This is a genomic window from Frankia sp. Hr75.2 (assembly GCF_949319125.1).
In the GTDB taxonomy this organism is placed as follows: domain Bacteria; phylum Actinomycetota; class Actinomycetes; order Frankiales; family Frankiaceae; genus Parafrankia; species Parafrankia soli.
This window is the reverse complement of sequence record NZ_CASGGV010000111.1, coordinates 24874-39476: the sequence shown is the minus strand read 5'-3', so window position 1 is coordinate 39476 and position 14603 is coordinate 24874. Positions and strand designations below refer to the sequence as shown.

The 14603-nt window shown below is 71.5% G+C and carries 11 protein-coding genes and 1 pseudogene; 2 read left to right on the top strand and 10 right to left on the bottom strand.

Annotated elements, in window-relative coordinates; all coding sequences use genetic code 11:
• The 9 genes from nuoH to AC559T_RS09910 form a co-directional block, all read right to left on the bottom strand.
• On the bottom strand, positions 1–1389 hold the full coding sequence (gene nuoH, locus AC559T_RS09950) for an NADH-quinone oxidoreductase subunit NuoH (RefSeq protein WP_112105325.1): 1389 nt from the start codon (positions 1387–1389) through the stop codon (positions 1–3).
• On the bottom strand, positions 1386–3977 hold the full coding sequence (locus tag AC559T_RS09945; protein ID WP_112105338.1) for an NADH-quinone oxidoreductase subunit G: 2592 nt from the start codon (positions 3975–3977) through the stop codon (positions 1386–1388). Before AC559T_RS09945 ends, nuoH begins: the two co-directional genes overlap by 4 nt.
• Positions 3978–3981: 4 nt before the next feature.
• Complete coding sequence (gene nuoF / locus AC559T_RS09940) at positions 3982–5325, bottom strand: NADH-quinone oxidoreductase subunit NuoF (RefSeq protein WP_020463514.1); 1344 nt, start codon at positions 5323–5325, stop codon at positions 3982–3984.
• A gap of 2 nt (positions 5326–5327) precedes the next feature.
• Positions 5328–6149: an NADH-quinone oxidoreductase subunit NuoE gene (gene nuoE, locus AC559T_RS09935; RefSeq protein WP_020463515.1), complete on the bottom strand. Its 822-nt coding sequence runs from the start codon at positions 6147–6149 to the stop codon at positions 5328–5330.
• Positions 6149–7522 carry an NADH-quinone oxidoreductase subunit D gene (locus AC559T_RS09930; RefSeq protein ID WP_112105324.1) on the bottom strand — a complete coding sequence of 458 codons (1374 nt, stop codon included), beginning with the start codon at positions 7520–7522 and terminating at the stop codon, positions 6149–6151. The genes nuoE and AC559T_RS09930 overlap by 1 nt, the downstream gene beginning before the upstream one ends.
• A 91-nt stretch (positions 7523–7613) precedes the next feature.
• Positions 7614–8303: an NADH-quinone oxidoreductase subunit C gene (locus tag AC559T_RS09925; RefSeq protein WP_112105323.1), complete on the bottom strand. Its 690-nt coding sequence runs from the start codon at positions 8301–8303 to the stop codon at positions 7614–7616.
• Positions 8296–9090: a NuoB/complex I 20 kDa subunit family protein gene (locus AC559T_RS09920; RefSeq protein WP_018505174.1), complete on the bottom strand. Its 795-nt coding sequence runs from the start codon at positions 9088–9090 to the stop codon at positions 8296–8298. Before AC559T_RS09920 ends, AC559T_RS09925 begins: the two co-directional genes overlap by 8 nt.
• Positions 9081–9443: an NADH-quinone oxidoreductase subunit A gene (locus AC559T_RS09915; RefSeq protein WP_498868539.1), complete on the bottom strand. Its 363-nt coding sequence runs from the start codon at positions 9441–9443 to the stop codon at positions 9081–9083. The genes AC559T_RS09920 and AC559T_RS09915 overlap by 10 nt, the downstream gene beginning before the upstream one ends.
• Positions 9444–9785: 342 nt before the next feature.
• Positions 9786–11096 (bottom strand): geranylgeranyl reductase family protein, encoded by a 1311-nt coding sequence (locus AC559T_RS09910; protein WP_041256663.1) that lies wholly within the window; start codon positions 11094–11096, stop codon positions 9786–9788.
• Between the two features lie 619 nt (positions 11097–11715).
• Between AC559T_RS09910 and AC559T_RS09905 the strand changes: the two genes are divergently transcribed.
• Both AC559T_RS09905 and AC559T_RS09900 read left to right on the top strand, forming a co-directional pair.
• Positions 11716–12432: a dienelactone hydrolase family protein gene (locus AC559T_RS09905; protein ID WP_020463521.1), complete on the top strand. Its 717-nt coding sequence runs from the start codon at positions 11716–11718 to the stop codon at positions 12430–12432.
• Positions 12433–12516: 84 nt separating this feature from the next.
• Positions 12517–12693, top strand: a pseudogene (locus AC559T_RS09900) (transposase); the annotation flags it as partial.
• Between the two features lie 119 nt (positions 12694–12812).
• Here AC559T_RS09900 and AC559T_RS09895 read toward each other — a convergent pair.
• Complete coding sequence (locus tag AC559T_RS09895) at positions 12813–14447, bottom strand: diguanylate cyclase domain-containing protein (protein WP_498868538.1); 1635 nt, start codon at positions 14445–14447, stop codon at positions 12813–12815.
• Positions 14448–14603 lie beyond the last annotated feature (156 nt).

The window sequence follows — 14603 nt, the reverse complement described above, 5'->3', positions numbered from 1 at the left end:
TCAGCTCTCCTGTCGCGGGCCGGAGCCCGCGGGGATGACGGTGGTGTTTCCCTTGTCGCCGCCGGCGGAGCCGGCCGCGCCGCTGCCGGCTGCAGTGCTGCCAGCCGCAGTGCGGCCGGCCAGTGCCCTCGTCGCGCCGTCGGACGGCGGCGGCCAGGGAATCCTGTCCAGGCTCGGGGCCGATTCGGCGCGTTCCCGCTCGGCCTCCTCCTGCTCACGCTGGGCCCTCGCCGCGCCCGGGTCGATGATCGCGACCACGAGCAGGACGCCCACCACGACCCCGAAGCCGATCAGCCACGGCGTCCGGTCGCTCACGTGCTCCTGGTAGGCGCGGAAGGTCGCGACCGCGAGCACCCACACCAGGCCGACCGGGATCAGGACCTTCCAGCCGAAGGCCATGAACTGGTCGTAGCGCAGCCGCGGCAGCGTGCCCCGCAGCCAGATGAACACGAAGATGAACAGCAGCAGCTTGATGACGAACCAGATCAGCGGGTACCAGCCGTGGTCCAGCCCGGACAGGCCCGGGATCGGCGGCGGCTGCCAGCCTCCGAGGAACAGTGTGGTCGCGATCGCCGAGACGGTGACCATGTTGATGTACTCGGCGAGGAAGAAGAACGCGAACTTGATCGAGCTGTACTCGGTGTGGAACCCGCCGACCAGCTCGCCCTCGGCCTCGGGGAGGTCGAACGGCGTCCGGTTCGTCTCACCGACCATCGCGATGCAGTAGAGGATGAACGACGGCAGCAGCGCGATGTACCACCAGTCGTGCTGGCTCTGCACGATGCCCGCGGTCGACAGTGTTCCCGCGTAGATGAAGACCGCGACGAAGGCCAGGCCCATCGCGACCTCGTAGGAGATGATCTGCGCGGCCGAGCGCAGCGAGCCCAGCAGCGGGTAGGTCGAGCCGCTGGACCAGCCGGCGAGGATCAGTCCGTACACGCCCAGCGACGCCGCCGCCAGCAGGTACAGCACGCTGACCGGCAGGTCGGCGAGCTGGAGCGTCGTGCGTTCACCGAAGATCGACACCTCCGGCCCGAACGGGATGCAGGCGAAGGCCAGGATGGCCGGCACCGCCGAGATGACCGGAGCCAGGATGAAGATCGGCTTGTCGGCCAGCGTCGGGATGATGTCTTCCTTGAGCATGAGCTTCACGCCGTCGGCGAGGCTCTGCAGCCAGCCGCGCGGGCCGTGCCGGTTCGGCCCGACCCGCTGCTGCATCTTCGCGACGACCTTGCGCTCGAAGACGATCGAGAACAGCGTCATCACCAGCAGGAACGCGAAGACCGCGACAGCCTTGATCAGGATGAGCCAGAACGGGTCGTCGGTGAGGACGGACATGTCCGGGTCGCCGACGTTCGCGGCGAGCAGGAGCGTCGAGGTCCCGGTCATGCCCGGCCTCCGGTGGTGTCTACCCGGCCCGCGGCACCGAGGCCGGTGTGGGCCACGGTCACGGCGGTGTCCTGGGCGGTCGCGAGCTGCGAGCCGAGCGCCGCGCCGCGGGTCTCGTCGGTCGGGAAGGTGTCGACTTCCCCGCCGGGCGCCGTCTCGGTCGGCAGCAGCCCGCCGGCACTGAGCCGAACCAGCACGCCGGCGTGCTCGGCCAGCGAGCGGCGGACGTGCGACCCGGGTGAGTGCGTCGGAACCCAGACGACCCGGTCCGGCATGGCGGTGATCTCCAGCGGCAGGGTGACGGAGCCGCGGGAGGTGCTGGCGGTGACCGGCTCCCCCTCGACCGCGCCGATCTCGGCGGCGGTCGCGGCCGAGAGCTGCAGCCGCGGTGGACGGGCGGTACCGGCCAGGTACGGCTCGCCGGCCTGCAGGGCGCCGTCGTCAAGGTTGAGGTGCCAGGTCGCCAGCAGGGCCTCGCCCGGACCGGCGGTCACCGGCTCGGGCACCCGCTCGACCGGAGCCGGGCCGCGCCCGGTCTCGTCACCGGCGCGGCCGAGCTCACTCAACTCGCGCGCGGCGGCGCCCGCGTCCGGAACCCGCAGGTCGATGCCCATCTCGGCGGCGAGCAGGTGCAGCACCCGCAGGTCGGGCAGGGCCGGCGTCCCCTCCAGTGCACGCTGGAAGGGACGCAGGCGGCCCTCCCAGTCGACGAACGTGCCGGCCTTCTCCGCCACCGGAGCGACCGGGAGGACGACGTCGGCGACCTCCGCGATCGACGAGCGGCGGATCTCCAGCGAGACGCAGAACGGCACCCGGGCCAGCGCGGCCAGCGCGGCCGCGGGGTCGGGCAGGTCCTCGGCGTCGACACCGGCGACGACGACCGCGTCAAGCCGGCCCGCCGCGGCGGCGGCCAGAATGCCGGCGGTGTCGCGGCCGGGCGCGCCCAGCAGGCGGGCGCCCCAGAAGGACTCCACCTCGGCCCGCGCGCCGACGTCCGCGACCGGGCGGCCGCCCGGCAGCAGCGACGGGAGCAGGCCGGCGGAGACCGCGCCGCGCTCACCGGCCCGGCGCGGCACCCAGGCCAGCGCGGCGCCGGTGGACTCGGCGAGGCGCAGCGCCGCGGACAGCGCGCCGGGCGACTCGGCGGCCCGCGAGCCGACCAGGATCACCGCGCCGGGTGCCCGCAGCGCCTCGGTGGTGGCCGACGCGCCGGTGGCCAGCTCGTCCAGCGTGGCGGCCTCGCCGCCGGGGACGACCGGGATCAGCGTGCCGGCCATCTTGCGCAGCCCGCGGGTGATCAGCGGCGCCAGCGCGTGCACGGCGGTTCCGTGCTTGCTCGCCGCCTTGCGCAGCCGCAGGAAGACGATGGGCGACTCCTCCTCCGGCTCGAACGAGACGAGCAGGACGGCGGGCGCGGCCTCCAGATCGGCGTAGGTGACCCCGATTCCGGTACCGGCGACGGCGCTACCGAGGAAGGCCTCCTCCTCGGCGGAGTGCGGGCGGGCGCGGAAGTCCACGTCGTTGGTGCCCAGGGCGAGCCGGGCGAACTTGGCGTAGGCGTAGGCGTCCTCGCGGGTGAGCCGGCCGCCGGCGAGCACGCCGACGCCGTTGCGGTCCCGGCACTCTGCCAGGCCGCGGGCGGCGTACTCCAGCGCCTCCGACCAGCTCGCCTCGACCAGCTCACCGGTGCTGTCGTCCCGGATCAGCGGCGTGGTGAGCCGGTCGGACTGCCGCGCGTAGTTGAACGCGAAGCGGCCCTTGTCGCAGTTCCACTCCTCGTTGACCGCCGGATCCTCGGCGGCGAGGCGACGCATCACCTTGCCGCGCCGGTGGTCGGTGCGCAGCGAGCAGCCGGCGGCGCAGTGCTCACAGGACGTCGGCGTCGACACCAGGTCGAACGGCCGGGCCCGGAACCGGTAGGCGGAGCTGGTGAGCGCACCGACCGGGCAGATCTGCACGGTGTTGCCGGAGAAGTAGGACGAGAACGGCTGCCCGTCGCTGACGGCGACCTGCTCGGCCGCGCCCCGCTCGAACAGCTCGATGAACGGATCCCCGGCGATCTGCGCGGAGAACCGGGTGCAGCGCGCGCACAACACGCAACGCTCCCGGTCCAGCAGGATCTGGCTGGAGATCGCCAGCGGCTTCGGGTACGCCCGCTTCGTCTCCTTGAAGCGGGAGGTCGCCGCGCCGTTGGCCATCGACTGGTTCTGCAGCGGGCACTCGCCGCCCTTGTCGCAGATCGGGCAGTCGAGGGGGTGGTTGAGGAGCAGGAACTCCAGCGTCCCGGCCTGGGCCTTCTTCGCCACCGGCGAGGTGACCTGGGTCCTGACGACCATGTCGGCGGCGACCGTGGTCGTGCAGGACGCGACCGGCTTGCGCTGGCCCTCGACCTCGACGATGCACTGCCGGCAGGCGCCGACCGGGTCCAGCAGGGGGTGGTCGCAGAACCGCGGGATCTCGATTCCCAACAGCTCAGCGGCCCGGATGATGAGGGTGCCCTTCGGCACGCTCACCTCGAGCCCGTCCACGGTGAGCGTGACGTGGTTGGGGGCGGCCGGCGCGGCCGGCTTCTCTGGGGCGACGGTCATGATCTCAGTGCGCTCCCGCGTAGGCGCCCGGCGTGCCCGCGGCCGCGCCACCCGCGGCCGCGCCGTTCGCCGAGCCGGCTACCGACGTGGTGGAACCCGACGGCCCCACCGGGGTGATCGGGAGGAACTCGTTCCGGAAGAACTTGATCCCGGAGACGATCGGCGAGGTGGCGCCGTCCGCGAGCGCGCAGAAGGCGCGTCCGAAGATGTTGTCGCAGGCGTCGACGAGGGTGTCGACGTCGTCGGGGTCGCCCTGGCCGCGCTCCATCCGGGACAGGATCTGCACCATCCAGGTGGTGCCCTCCCGGCACGGGGTGCACTTGCCGCACGACTCGTGCGCGTAGAACTGGGTCAGCCGCCGCACGATCTTGAGCATGTCGACCGAGTCGTCCATGATCATGAGGGCGGCCGTGCCGAGCAGCGAGCCGGCCTCCTGTACGCCCTCGAAGTCCAGCGGGACGTCAAGGTGGTCGGCGGTCAGCAGCGGCGTCGACGAGCCGCCCGGGGTCCACGCCTTGAGCTTGCGGCCGCCGAGGACGCCGCCCGCCATGTCGAGCAGCTCGCGCAGCGTCGTGCCCATCGGCGCCTCGTACTGGCCGGGGTGGGTCACGTGGCCGGAGAGGCTGTAGATCTTCGGGCCCGGGGCGCGCTCGCGGCCCATCGACCGGAACCAGTCGACGCCGTAGTTCACGATGAAGGGAACGGTGGCGATCGTCTCGACGTTGTTCACGACCGTGGGGGATGCGTACAGGCCGTGGGTCGCCGGGAACGGCGGGCGCAGCCGCGGCTGGCCGCGCCGGCCCTCCAGCGAGTCCAGCAGCGCCGTCTCCTCGCCGCAGATGTACGCGCCGGCGCCGGAGTGCACCACCAGGTCGAGGTCGAAGCCGCTACCGAGGATGTCGCGTCCCAGGTAGCCGGCGCGGTACGCCTCGGCGACGGCGGCGCGCAGCCGCCGGCCGGCGTGGATGAGCTCGCCGCGCAGGTAGATGAAGGCCCGGTTCGCGCGCACCGCGTAGGCGGCGATCACGATGCCCTCGATCAGCGAGTGCGGGTCGGCCTTCATCAGCGGGGCGTCCTTGCAGGTACCCGGCTCGCCCTCGTCGGCGTTGATGACGAGGTAGTGCGGTTTGCCGTCGCCCTGCGGGATGAAGCCCCACTTCATGCCGGTGGGGAAGCCCGCGCCGCCGCGGCCGCGCAGGCCGGAGTCCTTGACCAGCTTGATCAGGTCGTCCGGGCTCTGCGCCAGCGCCCGGCGCAGGCCCTGGTAGCCGTCGAGGCGCTCGTAGGTCGCCAGCGTCCACGACTCGGGCGCCGTCCAGCGCCGGGTGAGGACCGGGGTGACAGGCATGGTCAGTTCACCTTCGTCTGCGGGACGCCGGGCGTCCCCGGCGCGGGCGCCGGGCTCGCCGGGGCGGCGGCGCTCGACGATGCGGGGCTGCTCGACGCCGGCGCAGCCGGGGCCGAAGCAGCCGAGGGCGGCGCGTTCGAGGGCAGCGGGGTCAGCGGCGGGGCACCGGCCACACCGTCCTCCGCCTTCCAGCCGGCGGCCTCGGCGAGCAGCACGCCGGCCAGGGACGGGGTCCCCACCCCCTGCCCGGCGACGCCCTCCGGACGCGGGTCCTCGAAGCCGGCGAGCTGGAACGAGGACTCGCCGAACGTACACAGCGGGCCGCCGCGGGTCGGGGCCGGGCGCTCGCCGCGCCGCAGGGCCTCGACGATCTCCTCCGCCGAGTCCGGGTTGACCTGGTCGTAGAACTCGTAGTTGACGGTCATCACCGGCGCGTAGTCACAGGCCGCCAGGCACTCGGCGTGCTCCAGCGTGATCGTGCCGTCCTCGGTGGTCTGGTCGTGCCCGACGCCGAGATTCTTCGACAGGCGCTCGTAGACCTCCTCACCGCCGCGCAACAGGCAGGAGAGGTTCGTGCAGACGGAGACCAGCCAGTCGCCGACCGGGCGGCGCTTGTACATCGTGTAGAACGTCGCGACCGCGCTGACCTCGGCGTGGGTGATGCCGAGCTCCTCGGCGCAGAACTCCACGCCCTCCGCGGTGACCGCGCCCTGCTCGGACTGCACCAGGTGCAGCATCGGCAGCAGCGCCGAGCGGGAACGTCCCTCGGGGTAGCGCGCGATGATCTCGCGGGCCGCGGCGCGGGTCTGTTCGGTCAGTGGCATCAGCGATCAACTCCCCCGAGCACCGGGTCGACGGAGGCGACGCCGACGATCACGTCGGCCACCTGCCCGCCCTCCGTCAGCGCGGGCACGGCCTGCAGGTTCACGAAGCTTGGGTCCCGCACGTGGACGCGGAACGGCCTGGTGCCGCCGTCGCTGACGACGTGGTAGCCGAGCTCGCCGCGCGGCGACTCGATCTGCGTGTACACCTGGCCGGCGGGCACCCGGAAGCCCTCGGTGACGAGCTTGAAGTGGTGGATCAGGGCCTCCATCGAGGTCCCCATGATCTTGCGGATGTACTCGAGCGAGTTGCCCATGCCATCCGAGCCGATGGCCAGCTGCGACGGCCAGGCGATCTTCTTGTCGGCGACCATGACCGGGCCGGGGCGTAGCCGGTCCAGGCACTGCTCGATGATCTTGAGGGACTCGCCCATCTCCTCGATCCGCACCAGGTACCGGGCGTAGGAGTCGCCCTCGAGCGCGGTCGGGACGTCGAACTCGTAGGTCTCGTAGCCGCAGTACGGCATGGTCTTGCGCAGGTCCCAGGGCAGACCGGCGGCGCGCAGCACCGGCCCGGTCGTCCCCAGCGCGAGGCAGGCGGCGGCGTCGAGGAAGTTGACGTCGACCATCCGCGCCTTCCAGATGGGCTGGCCGGTCAGCAGCGCGTGGTACTCGCGGATGCGCTTGGGCATGTAGTCGAGGAACGCCCGGATCGCCGGGATCACCTCGTCCGGGATGTCCTGGGCGAGGCCGCCGGGCCGGATGTAGGCGTGGTTCATCCGCAGGCCGGTGATCGTCTCGAGCAGGTCGAGGATCTTCTCGCGCTCACGGAACCCGAAGATCATGCCGGTGGTGGCGCCGAGCTCCATGCCTCCGGTCGCCAGCCACACCAGGTGCGAGGCGATCCGCTGCAGCTCCATGACGAGCACCCGGATGACGGTCGCCCGTTCCGGCACCTCGTCGGTGATGCCGAGCAGCTTCTCCACCGACAGGCAGTACGCCGCCTCGTTGTACAGCGGCGAGAGGTAGTCGGCGCGGGTGAGGAACGTGACCGCCTGCGTCCAGGTGCGGTACTCGCAGCTCTTCTCGATCCCGGTGTGCAGGTAGCCGATGACCAGGCGGGTCTCGGTGACCGTCTCGCCCTCGATCTCCAGCACCAGCCGCAGCACCCCGTGGGTGGACGGGTGCTGCGGGCCCATGTTGACGGTGATCCGCTCGCCGTCGTCCTCACCGGTGCCGAGAACCTGTTCCCAGTCACCGCCCGTCACGGTGTAGATGCGACCGGCGGAGGACTCGGTGAACCCGGCCTCGTAGGGCTGCGCGCCGGTGATGGTCTCGGCCGAACCGTCGACGGGCGTCTCGGTGTGCGTGCTCATAGCGAACCTCGGAAGTCGGCTCGGGGGTGCCTGGCGGTCACGCGTGACCCCGTGGTGGCCCGCGCCCGGGTGCCGGCCGGACAGTGCCCGGTCACGAGTAGCTCCGGCGGGTCTCGGGCGGCGGGATCTGCGCGCCCTTGTACTCGACGGGGATGCCGCCGAGCGGGTAGTCCTTGCGCTGCGGGTGGCCCACCCAGTCGTCCGGCATCATGATCCGCGTCAGGCCGTGGTGGCCCTCGTAGACGATGCCGAACAGGTCGTAGGCCTCGCGCTCGTGCCAGTCCGCGGTCGGCCAGACCGGGGTCAGGCTCGGCAGCACCGCGTCGCCGTCCGCGACGGAGACCTCGACGCGCAGCCGGCGCCGGTGGGTCAGCGACGTCAGGTGCACCACGGAGTGCAGGCGGCGGCCGGTCAGGTCGTCGGGGTAGTCCACCCCGGACAACGACGACAGCAGCTCGAAGCGCAGCCCCGGGTCGTCGCGCAGCGTCCACGCGACGTCCAGCAGCCGCTCGCGGCGCACGTGGATCGTCAGCTCGCCGTACGCGAAGACGACCCGCTCGACGGCGTCGCCCAGCTCGGGGAAGACCCGCTCGAGGGTGTCGTAGACGGTGTCGGCGGCCTCGTCGCCGAACGGGCGGGACGTCGACGCCAGGGCCGCCACCGGCGGCACGAGGCCACCGAAGCCCGACGTGTCGCCACTGCCGCGCGCGCCGAAGGCGTCCCGGCGGCGGCCGCCGGGGCCGCCCGGAACGCCGGCGGAGCCCGGTACCAGGTCAGTCATCGGTCAGGGTCTCCGTGCTCGGTCCGGGACCGTCGGCCCGGGACTCGTCGGTCGGCTTGGCGTCGACGGGCACCCGCTTGCCGCGGCCGAAGACGGACGGCGGCGCGATCGCCGCCGGGCGGCGCTCGTCCAGCACCGGTTCGACGGCACCGCGCCCCGCCGGGACGGGCGCGCCTTCAGGCAGGCTGAACCGCTTGCGGTCGTTGACCGACAGCGTGCGGGTGTCGACCGCGCCGGCGGGCAGGCCGGACCACGCCGTGGCCACCTCGATCGGCTTCGGGTAGGGCGACGAGCCGGCCTTGGTGTGCTCGACCTTGCCCGACACCGAGCCGGCGAGGATCTTCTCGTGCAGCTTGATGATCGCGTCCATGAGCATCTCGGGACGCGGCGGGCAGCCCGGCAGGTACATGTCCACCGGAACGATGTGGTCGACGCCCTGCACGATCGCGTAGTTGTTGAACATTCCGCCGCTGCTCGCGCAGACGCCCATCGACAGCACCCACTTGGGCTCGGGCATCTGGTCGTAGATCTGGCGCAGCACCGGGGCCATCTTCTGGCTCACCCGGCCCGCCACGATCATGAGGTCGGCCTGGCGCGGGCTGGCCCGGAAGACCTCCATCCCGAAGCGGGAGAGGTCGTAGCGGCCGGCGCCGGTCGACATCATCTCGATGGCACAGCAGGCCAGGCCGAAGGTCGCCGGCCACAGCGACGACCTGCGCGACCAGTTGGCCAGCTTCTCGACGGTGGTCAGCAGAACTCCACCGGGCAGCTTCTCTTCTAGTCCCATTCCAGACCCCCCCGGCGCCATATGTAGGCGTAGGCGACGAAGATCGTCGCCATGAACGACACCATCGCGCCGAGACCGAAGACCGCGAGACTGTCGAACGTGACGGCCCACGGGAACAGGAAGATGATCTCGATGTCGAAGACGATGAAGAGCATCGCGGTGATGTAGTACTTCACCGGGAACCGGTGCGGCCCGGCCGGCACCGGCTCGGGTTCGATACCGCACTCGTAGATGTCGACCTTGGCACGGTTGAACCGTTTCGGGCCGACCAGCGCGCTCACCGCCAGGGAGCCGACCGCGAACAGCATCGCGATCGCGAGCAGAACGAGGATCGGCACATAACTGTCGAGCATGCCGAACTCCTCTCCTTCGAAAGTTTGGTGCGGACGTCTTGGTGGCGGTTCGCCGGGTGTGGCCGAACGGGCCTCCCGAGCCAACCGGTGCTTCGTGCTCCTGCCCCCGCGGGTGCCGAGCGCGGGTGCAGCCTACGCGACCTCTGATTTCCCGGTCGCACCGGGATTGTTCCCCTCCGCAGCACCGCCGGAGGGATCTCCCGTGGACGTCTGACACAGCCCGGAGTTCCCTGGTTCGGAGCACGCGCGACTATCGGGAGGTGTCGCGTGCGAGCACGTGCGCCGGAGTCCATACCGGCGGCTGCCGGCGTCCCTACCGGCTGCTTCCGAACGTGGCCGCGTTCAGGCGGCGGGCGCCAACCGGGTCAGCGCGTTGATCAGTCGATCCGTGGCGTCACCTCCCCGCGGGTCGGTCAGATTCGCCATGACCTTCAGGACGAAACGCATCAGCATGGGCCGAGGCAGCCCGTACCTGGTCCCCAGCGCCATCACGGTCGGATTCCCGATGAGCTGTACAAACAAACGGCCCAGGGTGTAATACCCCCCGTATGTCTGAGCCAGGATCTCCGGATATCGCCCGAGCGCCCGCTCCCGGGCCGGCCCGGAGTGCCGGGCGAGCGCAAGGACGATCGTCTCGGCGGCGATCCGGCCCGATTCCATCGCATATGCGATGCCCTCGCCGTTGAACGGGTTCACCATCCCGCCGGCGTCGCCGACGAGGAGCACTCCGTCCTGGTAGTGCGGGGCGCGGTTGAAGGCCATCGGCAGCGCGCTGCCGCGGACCGGGCCGGTGGCGTTCTCCTCGGTGTAGCCCCACTCGGGCGGCAGCCCGTTCAGCCACCGGCGGAGCAGATCCCGGTAGTCGGTGTTCTGGAAGGCGCTGGTGGTGTTGAGCATGCCCAGGCCGACGTTGCTGGTGCCGTCACCCATACCGAAGATCCACCCGTAGCCCGGCAGCAGCCGGCTCTGGCGCGGCGGGCCCTCCCACAGCTCGAGGTGGGACTCGAGGAAGTCGTCGTTCGTGCGCGGGCTGCGGTAGTAGCGCCGCACGGCCACGCCCAGCGGGCGGTCCTCCCGGCGCCGGATCCCCAGCGCCTGCGCGATCCGGGCGCTGTTGCCGTCGGCGGCGACCACAACCGGGGCACGGAACTCGGCCGGAGCCCGGTCGACCCCGGCCCGCGCGGTCACGCCGACCACCCGTCCCGTCCGGTCGTCACGCACCGGCCCGGTGACGGAGGCGCCCTCGACCAGTCGGGCACCGGCCTTGACCGCGTGCCGGGCGAGCATCTCGTCGAAGTCCGCGCGCGGGCGAACCAGGCCGTAGTCGGGCCAGCTCGCGAGCTCCGGCCACGGCAGCTCGAGGCGCACACCGCCGCCGATGATGCGCAGCCCCCTGTTACGCAGCCAGCCGGCCTCGACCGATGTGTCGATGCCCATCTCGACAAGGCTGCGCACGGCCCGCGGGGTCAGCCCGTCACCGCAGACCTTCTCCCGAGGGAAGGTGCTCTTCTCCAGCAGCAGGACGTCGAGCCCGGTGCGGGCGAGGTGGTACGCGGCGGCCGAGCCGCCCGGCCCGGCACCAACCACGATGACGTCGGCGTCAGGGCGGTCATCGGGGCGGTCATCCGCCCGGGTGCCGTCCCGTTCCGTCATCCGCTTGGTCACGCGCTGCTCCGGATTCCCGCGCCAGTCGGCCGATCAGGGCCGTGTCCCACGTCTCCCGCTTGCGCGCTCGTGAAATTCTTCACGAGCGCCACGCCGAGTGTAGGCCCTGCCAAGGCCCAAGGCACCAACCAGGACCTCGAGATGCGCAGACGAGTCAACTTCCCCCGTACTTCGCAACGCAGCGCCACGGCACGGCGACGATAGGCACCTCGGTGGTGCCTCGACCGGGCCAACACCCGCCTGTCGGTGCGGCGCGAGCCGGCCGGCAGCGCGGGCGGCGCGGGCAGCGCCGGCGGGCACGCAGGCGGCCCACGCCGGGCGAGCGGGCGGGCGGGGGCGACGCCAAGCGGGCACGGATGACGCGCACGATCGGGCCGACCGTCCCCGGCCAGGAGGTGACATGACCACCCGAGCTGGGTAGTTCCGCAAAGTTGGCTGACAAAAATTGGCTGACTTTGGCTGGCAGAAAGTTGGCTGACATCGCGCGAATGACTGACATCGCGCGGACCCGCGTCTCACGGATCGACGCGCCCCCACCGGATCCGGAGCCCGCCGACCGCCCGGCGTGGATCGACAGGCCCCACCGACATCGGAGATCGACGCGGCCATGACCTCAGAAACAGTCGTTCTCACCACCGCCGAAGGTCCGACACCCGCGGTCATAGCGGAGCCCCGGTGGACCGCCCGCGGCGGCGTCCTCGTCGTGCACGAGGTGTTCGGGCTCACCGACCACGTGACCGACGTCTGCCGCAGGTTCGCGGACGCCGGCTGGCGGGCCGTCGCCCCGGATCTGTACCACCGGCAGGGCTCCCCCGTCTTCGACTACACCGACTCGGCGGCGGCGGTCTCGCTGCGCGGCCGGCTGGCCGGCGACGACATCCTCGACGACCTGGACTCCGGGCTGATGGTGCTCGCCGAGTCGGGGACGGCGGTCGACCGCTGCGCCGTCGTCGGGTTCTGCATGGGCGGCGGCATCGCCTTCCACGCGGCCGTACGGCGCCCGCTCGGCGCCGCCGTCACGTTCTACGGCGGCGGCATCGAGGACGGTCGGTTCGGCGAGCCCTCGCAGCTCGACCTCGCCGCCGCCCTGCAGACCCCCTGGCTGGGGCTGTACGGGGATCTCGACCGCTCGATCCCGGTGGAGCAGGTGGAGCACCTGCGGGCCGCGGCCGCCCGCGCCGACGTCGACACCGAGGTCGTCCGCTACCCGGGGGTGGGCCACGCCTTCTACAACGACGCGCGCCCCGACTCCTACGACGCCGCCGCGGCCCGCGACGCCTGGGCGCGCGCGCTGACCTGGATGGACGCACACGTCCCGAAGTGAAGGTCGACGAGGTCCGTTCCCAGCGCGGCAACCACGCCCTCAAACCCGTCCCAGAGCCAGCCCGCGCCGCGTGACGACGCCGTAGAGACCCCCCGGAAACGCCGGGCAGCCACCGTCGAGACCGTCATCGGCCACCCCGAGGACCTCACCGGCCTGCGCTGCTTCCGCCGCAGAGGGACCCCCGCCGTCACCGCCGGACTCGGCCTGGCTTGCACCGCCCTGAACCTGTTCCGCCTGCACCCTGCCCTTACCCCCACCTGACCGCCCGAGCACCACAGACACCCCCGGCCCCAGCCAGTCCGGACCCCCACGTGGCAACAGCCGACGCCACAGCGACACCCGCCAGCGCCATCATCAGCGAAACCGATTCTGCGCTGGGCTCACAGGTCCGGCCGGTAGACCACCAGCCTGCCGGCGCGCTCCCGTTTGGCCGCGTACATAGCCAGGTCGGCCTGGTGGAGCAGGATGTCGGGACTGGCTGGCCGAGCGGTGGAGCCGTCGAGGGTGACCAGGCCGAGGCTGGCTCGTGGGGTGTAGGGCCGCCCGGCCACCTGGCACGGCGCCTGGACCGCGGTCGCAAGCCGTTCGCCGATCCGGCGGGGGTCGTCGGGGCCGCCGCCGTCGAGGATGACGGCGAACTCGTCCCCGCCGAGCCGGGCGACGGTGTCCAGTGCCCGGGTTCCCGCCCGCAGCCGTTCGGCACTGATCTTGAGGAGTTCGTCACCGGTGGCATGCCCGAACGTGTCGTTCACCTGCTTGAAGTCGTCAAGGTCCAGGAACAGCAGAGACACCGGCGCGGCGCCGTCGCCGCGACCGCCGTTGTCGGCGTCGCGCGAGAGTGCCCGCTGCAGCCGCCGGATGAACAATGCCCGGTTCGCCAGACCAGTCAGCGGATCATAGAATGCCTGGTAGTGCAGTTGGCGCTCACGTTCCCGGACCTCGGCGAGCAGCTGGCCGTTCTCCGCCAATGTGACCATCTGCCGGACCAGTACTACCAGCAGCAAGCAGACCATCCCATACGTCTCGACCCGGTCGAGCTGTGCACCAGTCGACAGCTTGCCGAAAACCAGCAGGCCAGCCGCACAGAGCGTCATGTAGGGCAGCACGGCGTGCGCCCAAATCGCCCGCGGGCCAGGCTGCGCTGGGACGTCCGGCTGCACGCGGGCGGGTACCGGCACCAGCGCTGCCAGGAAGGTCAGCAGCCAGCTGAGGGCGAACCCCAGATAGGCCCCCGGCGGGGCGGCACGGTTGCCCGCTGCCGCGAGGTAGAGAAAGCCGTTACCGGTGACTGTCGAGATAAGCAAACCTGCGCCAAGCAATGCCGAGGTCGCCAGGGAACGCGGCCGGCGGAAGCTCGCGATCAGCAGTACCGCGGCGGCGAGGATCATGCTGGTGACCGGCTGGACCAGAGCGAACAGGAACTGCATGAGATCGGGCGCGCCCACCTGGACGACCGTGGCCAGCACCGTCCCCCACTCCAGCAGGGCGATCGAACCGACGATCAGTATGCTGTCCAGCACGGTGATCGCGTACCAGCGATGCCCACGACGTCGCACCGTGCTTGCGCTCTCGCCCGGGCCGTCTATCGGCTCAGAGGGCAGGGACAGCAACCCAAGTAGTGCCACCCCATAGAGGACGAAGAAGCCCGCCTGGGCCGGGGAAAACCGACCCGCCACGGAGCCCCCGGCCAGCAATGTCTTCGCCGTCCCCAGGCTGGGAGCCACCGCGCCGGCTGTGGCGAGACCGATCAGCAGCCGCCAGCGGCGCTCGGCACCACGGGCGCGCCGAGCAGTCCACAAGCAGGAGACGGCCGTCGCGGCCAGGAATGCCGCAGCGGTGGACGTGACGGCAGCAGCGGCAGGCCGCGGATCCAGCAGCACCACGACGGCGACGTCCAGCCCAAGCAGCACCAGGCAGCCGACTACCGCCCACGACAGTAGCGGTGGCGTGCGGCCGGCACCGGTCGAACGCCACGCCCTTGATACAGCGGCGACGCCGCCGCGCAGTCCGGACATCGCTCGAATCCCTCAGGAGAGCCTAACGCAATCATACGAACTCATGCAGTAATGGTCCGGTGCGAGGTTCCGGGCGCTCCCACGCACGCCGCCCGCTCGACGGCGCAACCACCACGGGCCACGGTCGATCTTGAGGTTCCGCGGAACCGGGACGGC

Coding starts and splice junctions, on each gene's coding strand:
- nuoF (WP_020463514.1), bottom strand. CDS start 5,325: ATGCCTGTCACCCCGGTCCTCACCCGGCGCTGGACGGCGCCCGAGTCG.
- AC559T_RS09920 (WP_018505174.1), bottom strand. CDS start 9,090: ATGGGACTAGAAGAGAAGCTGCCCGGTGGAGTTCTGCTGACCACCGTC.
- AC559T_RS09910 (WP_041256663.1), bottom strand. CDS start 11,096: ATGACGGAACGGGACGGCACCCGGGCGGATGACCGCCCCGATGACCGC.
- AC559T_RS09905 (WP_020463521.1), top strand. CDS start 11,716: ATGACCTCAGAAACAGTCGTTCTCACCACCGCCGAAGGTCCGACACCC.
- AC559T_RS09895 (WP_498868538.1), bottom strand. CDS start 14,447: ATGTCCGGACTGCGCGGCGGCGTCGCCGCTGTATCAAGGGCGTGGCGT.
- AC559T_RS09925 (WP_112105323.1), bottom strand. CDS start 8,303: ATGACTGACCTGGTACCGGGCTCCGCCGGCGTTCCGGGCGGCCCCGGC.
- nuoE (WP_020463515.1), bottom strand. CDS start 6,149: ATGCCACTGACCGAACAGACCCGCGCCGCGGCCCGCGAGATCATCGCG.
- AC559T_RS09930 (WP_112105324.1), bottom strand. CDS start 7,522: ATGAGCACGCACACCGAGACGCCCGTCGACGGTTCGGCCGAGACCATC.
- AC559T_RS09915 (WP_498868539.1), bottom strand. CDS start 9,443: ATGCTCGACAGTTATGTGCCGATCCTCGTTCTGCTCGCGATCGCGATG.
- nuoH (WP_112105325.1), bottom strand. CDS start 1,389: ATGACCGGGACCTCGACGCTCCTGCTCGCCGCGAACGTCGGCGACCCG.
- AC559T_RS09945 (WP_112105338.1), bottom strand. CDS start 3,977: ATGACCGTCGCCCCAGAGAAGCCGGCCGCGCCGGCCGCCCCCAACCAC.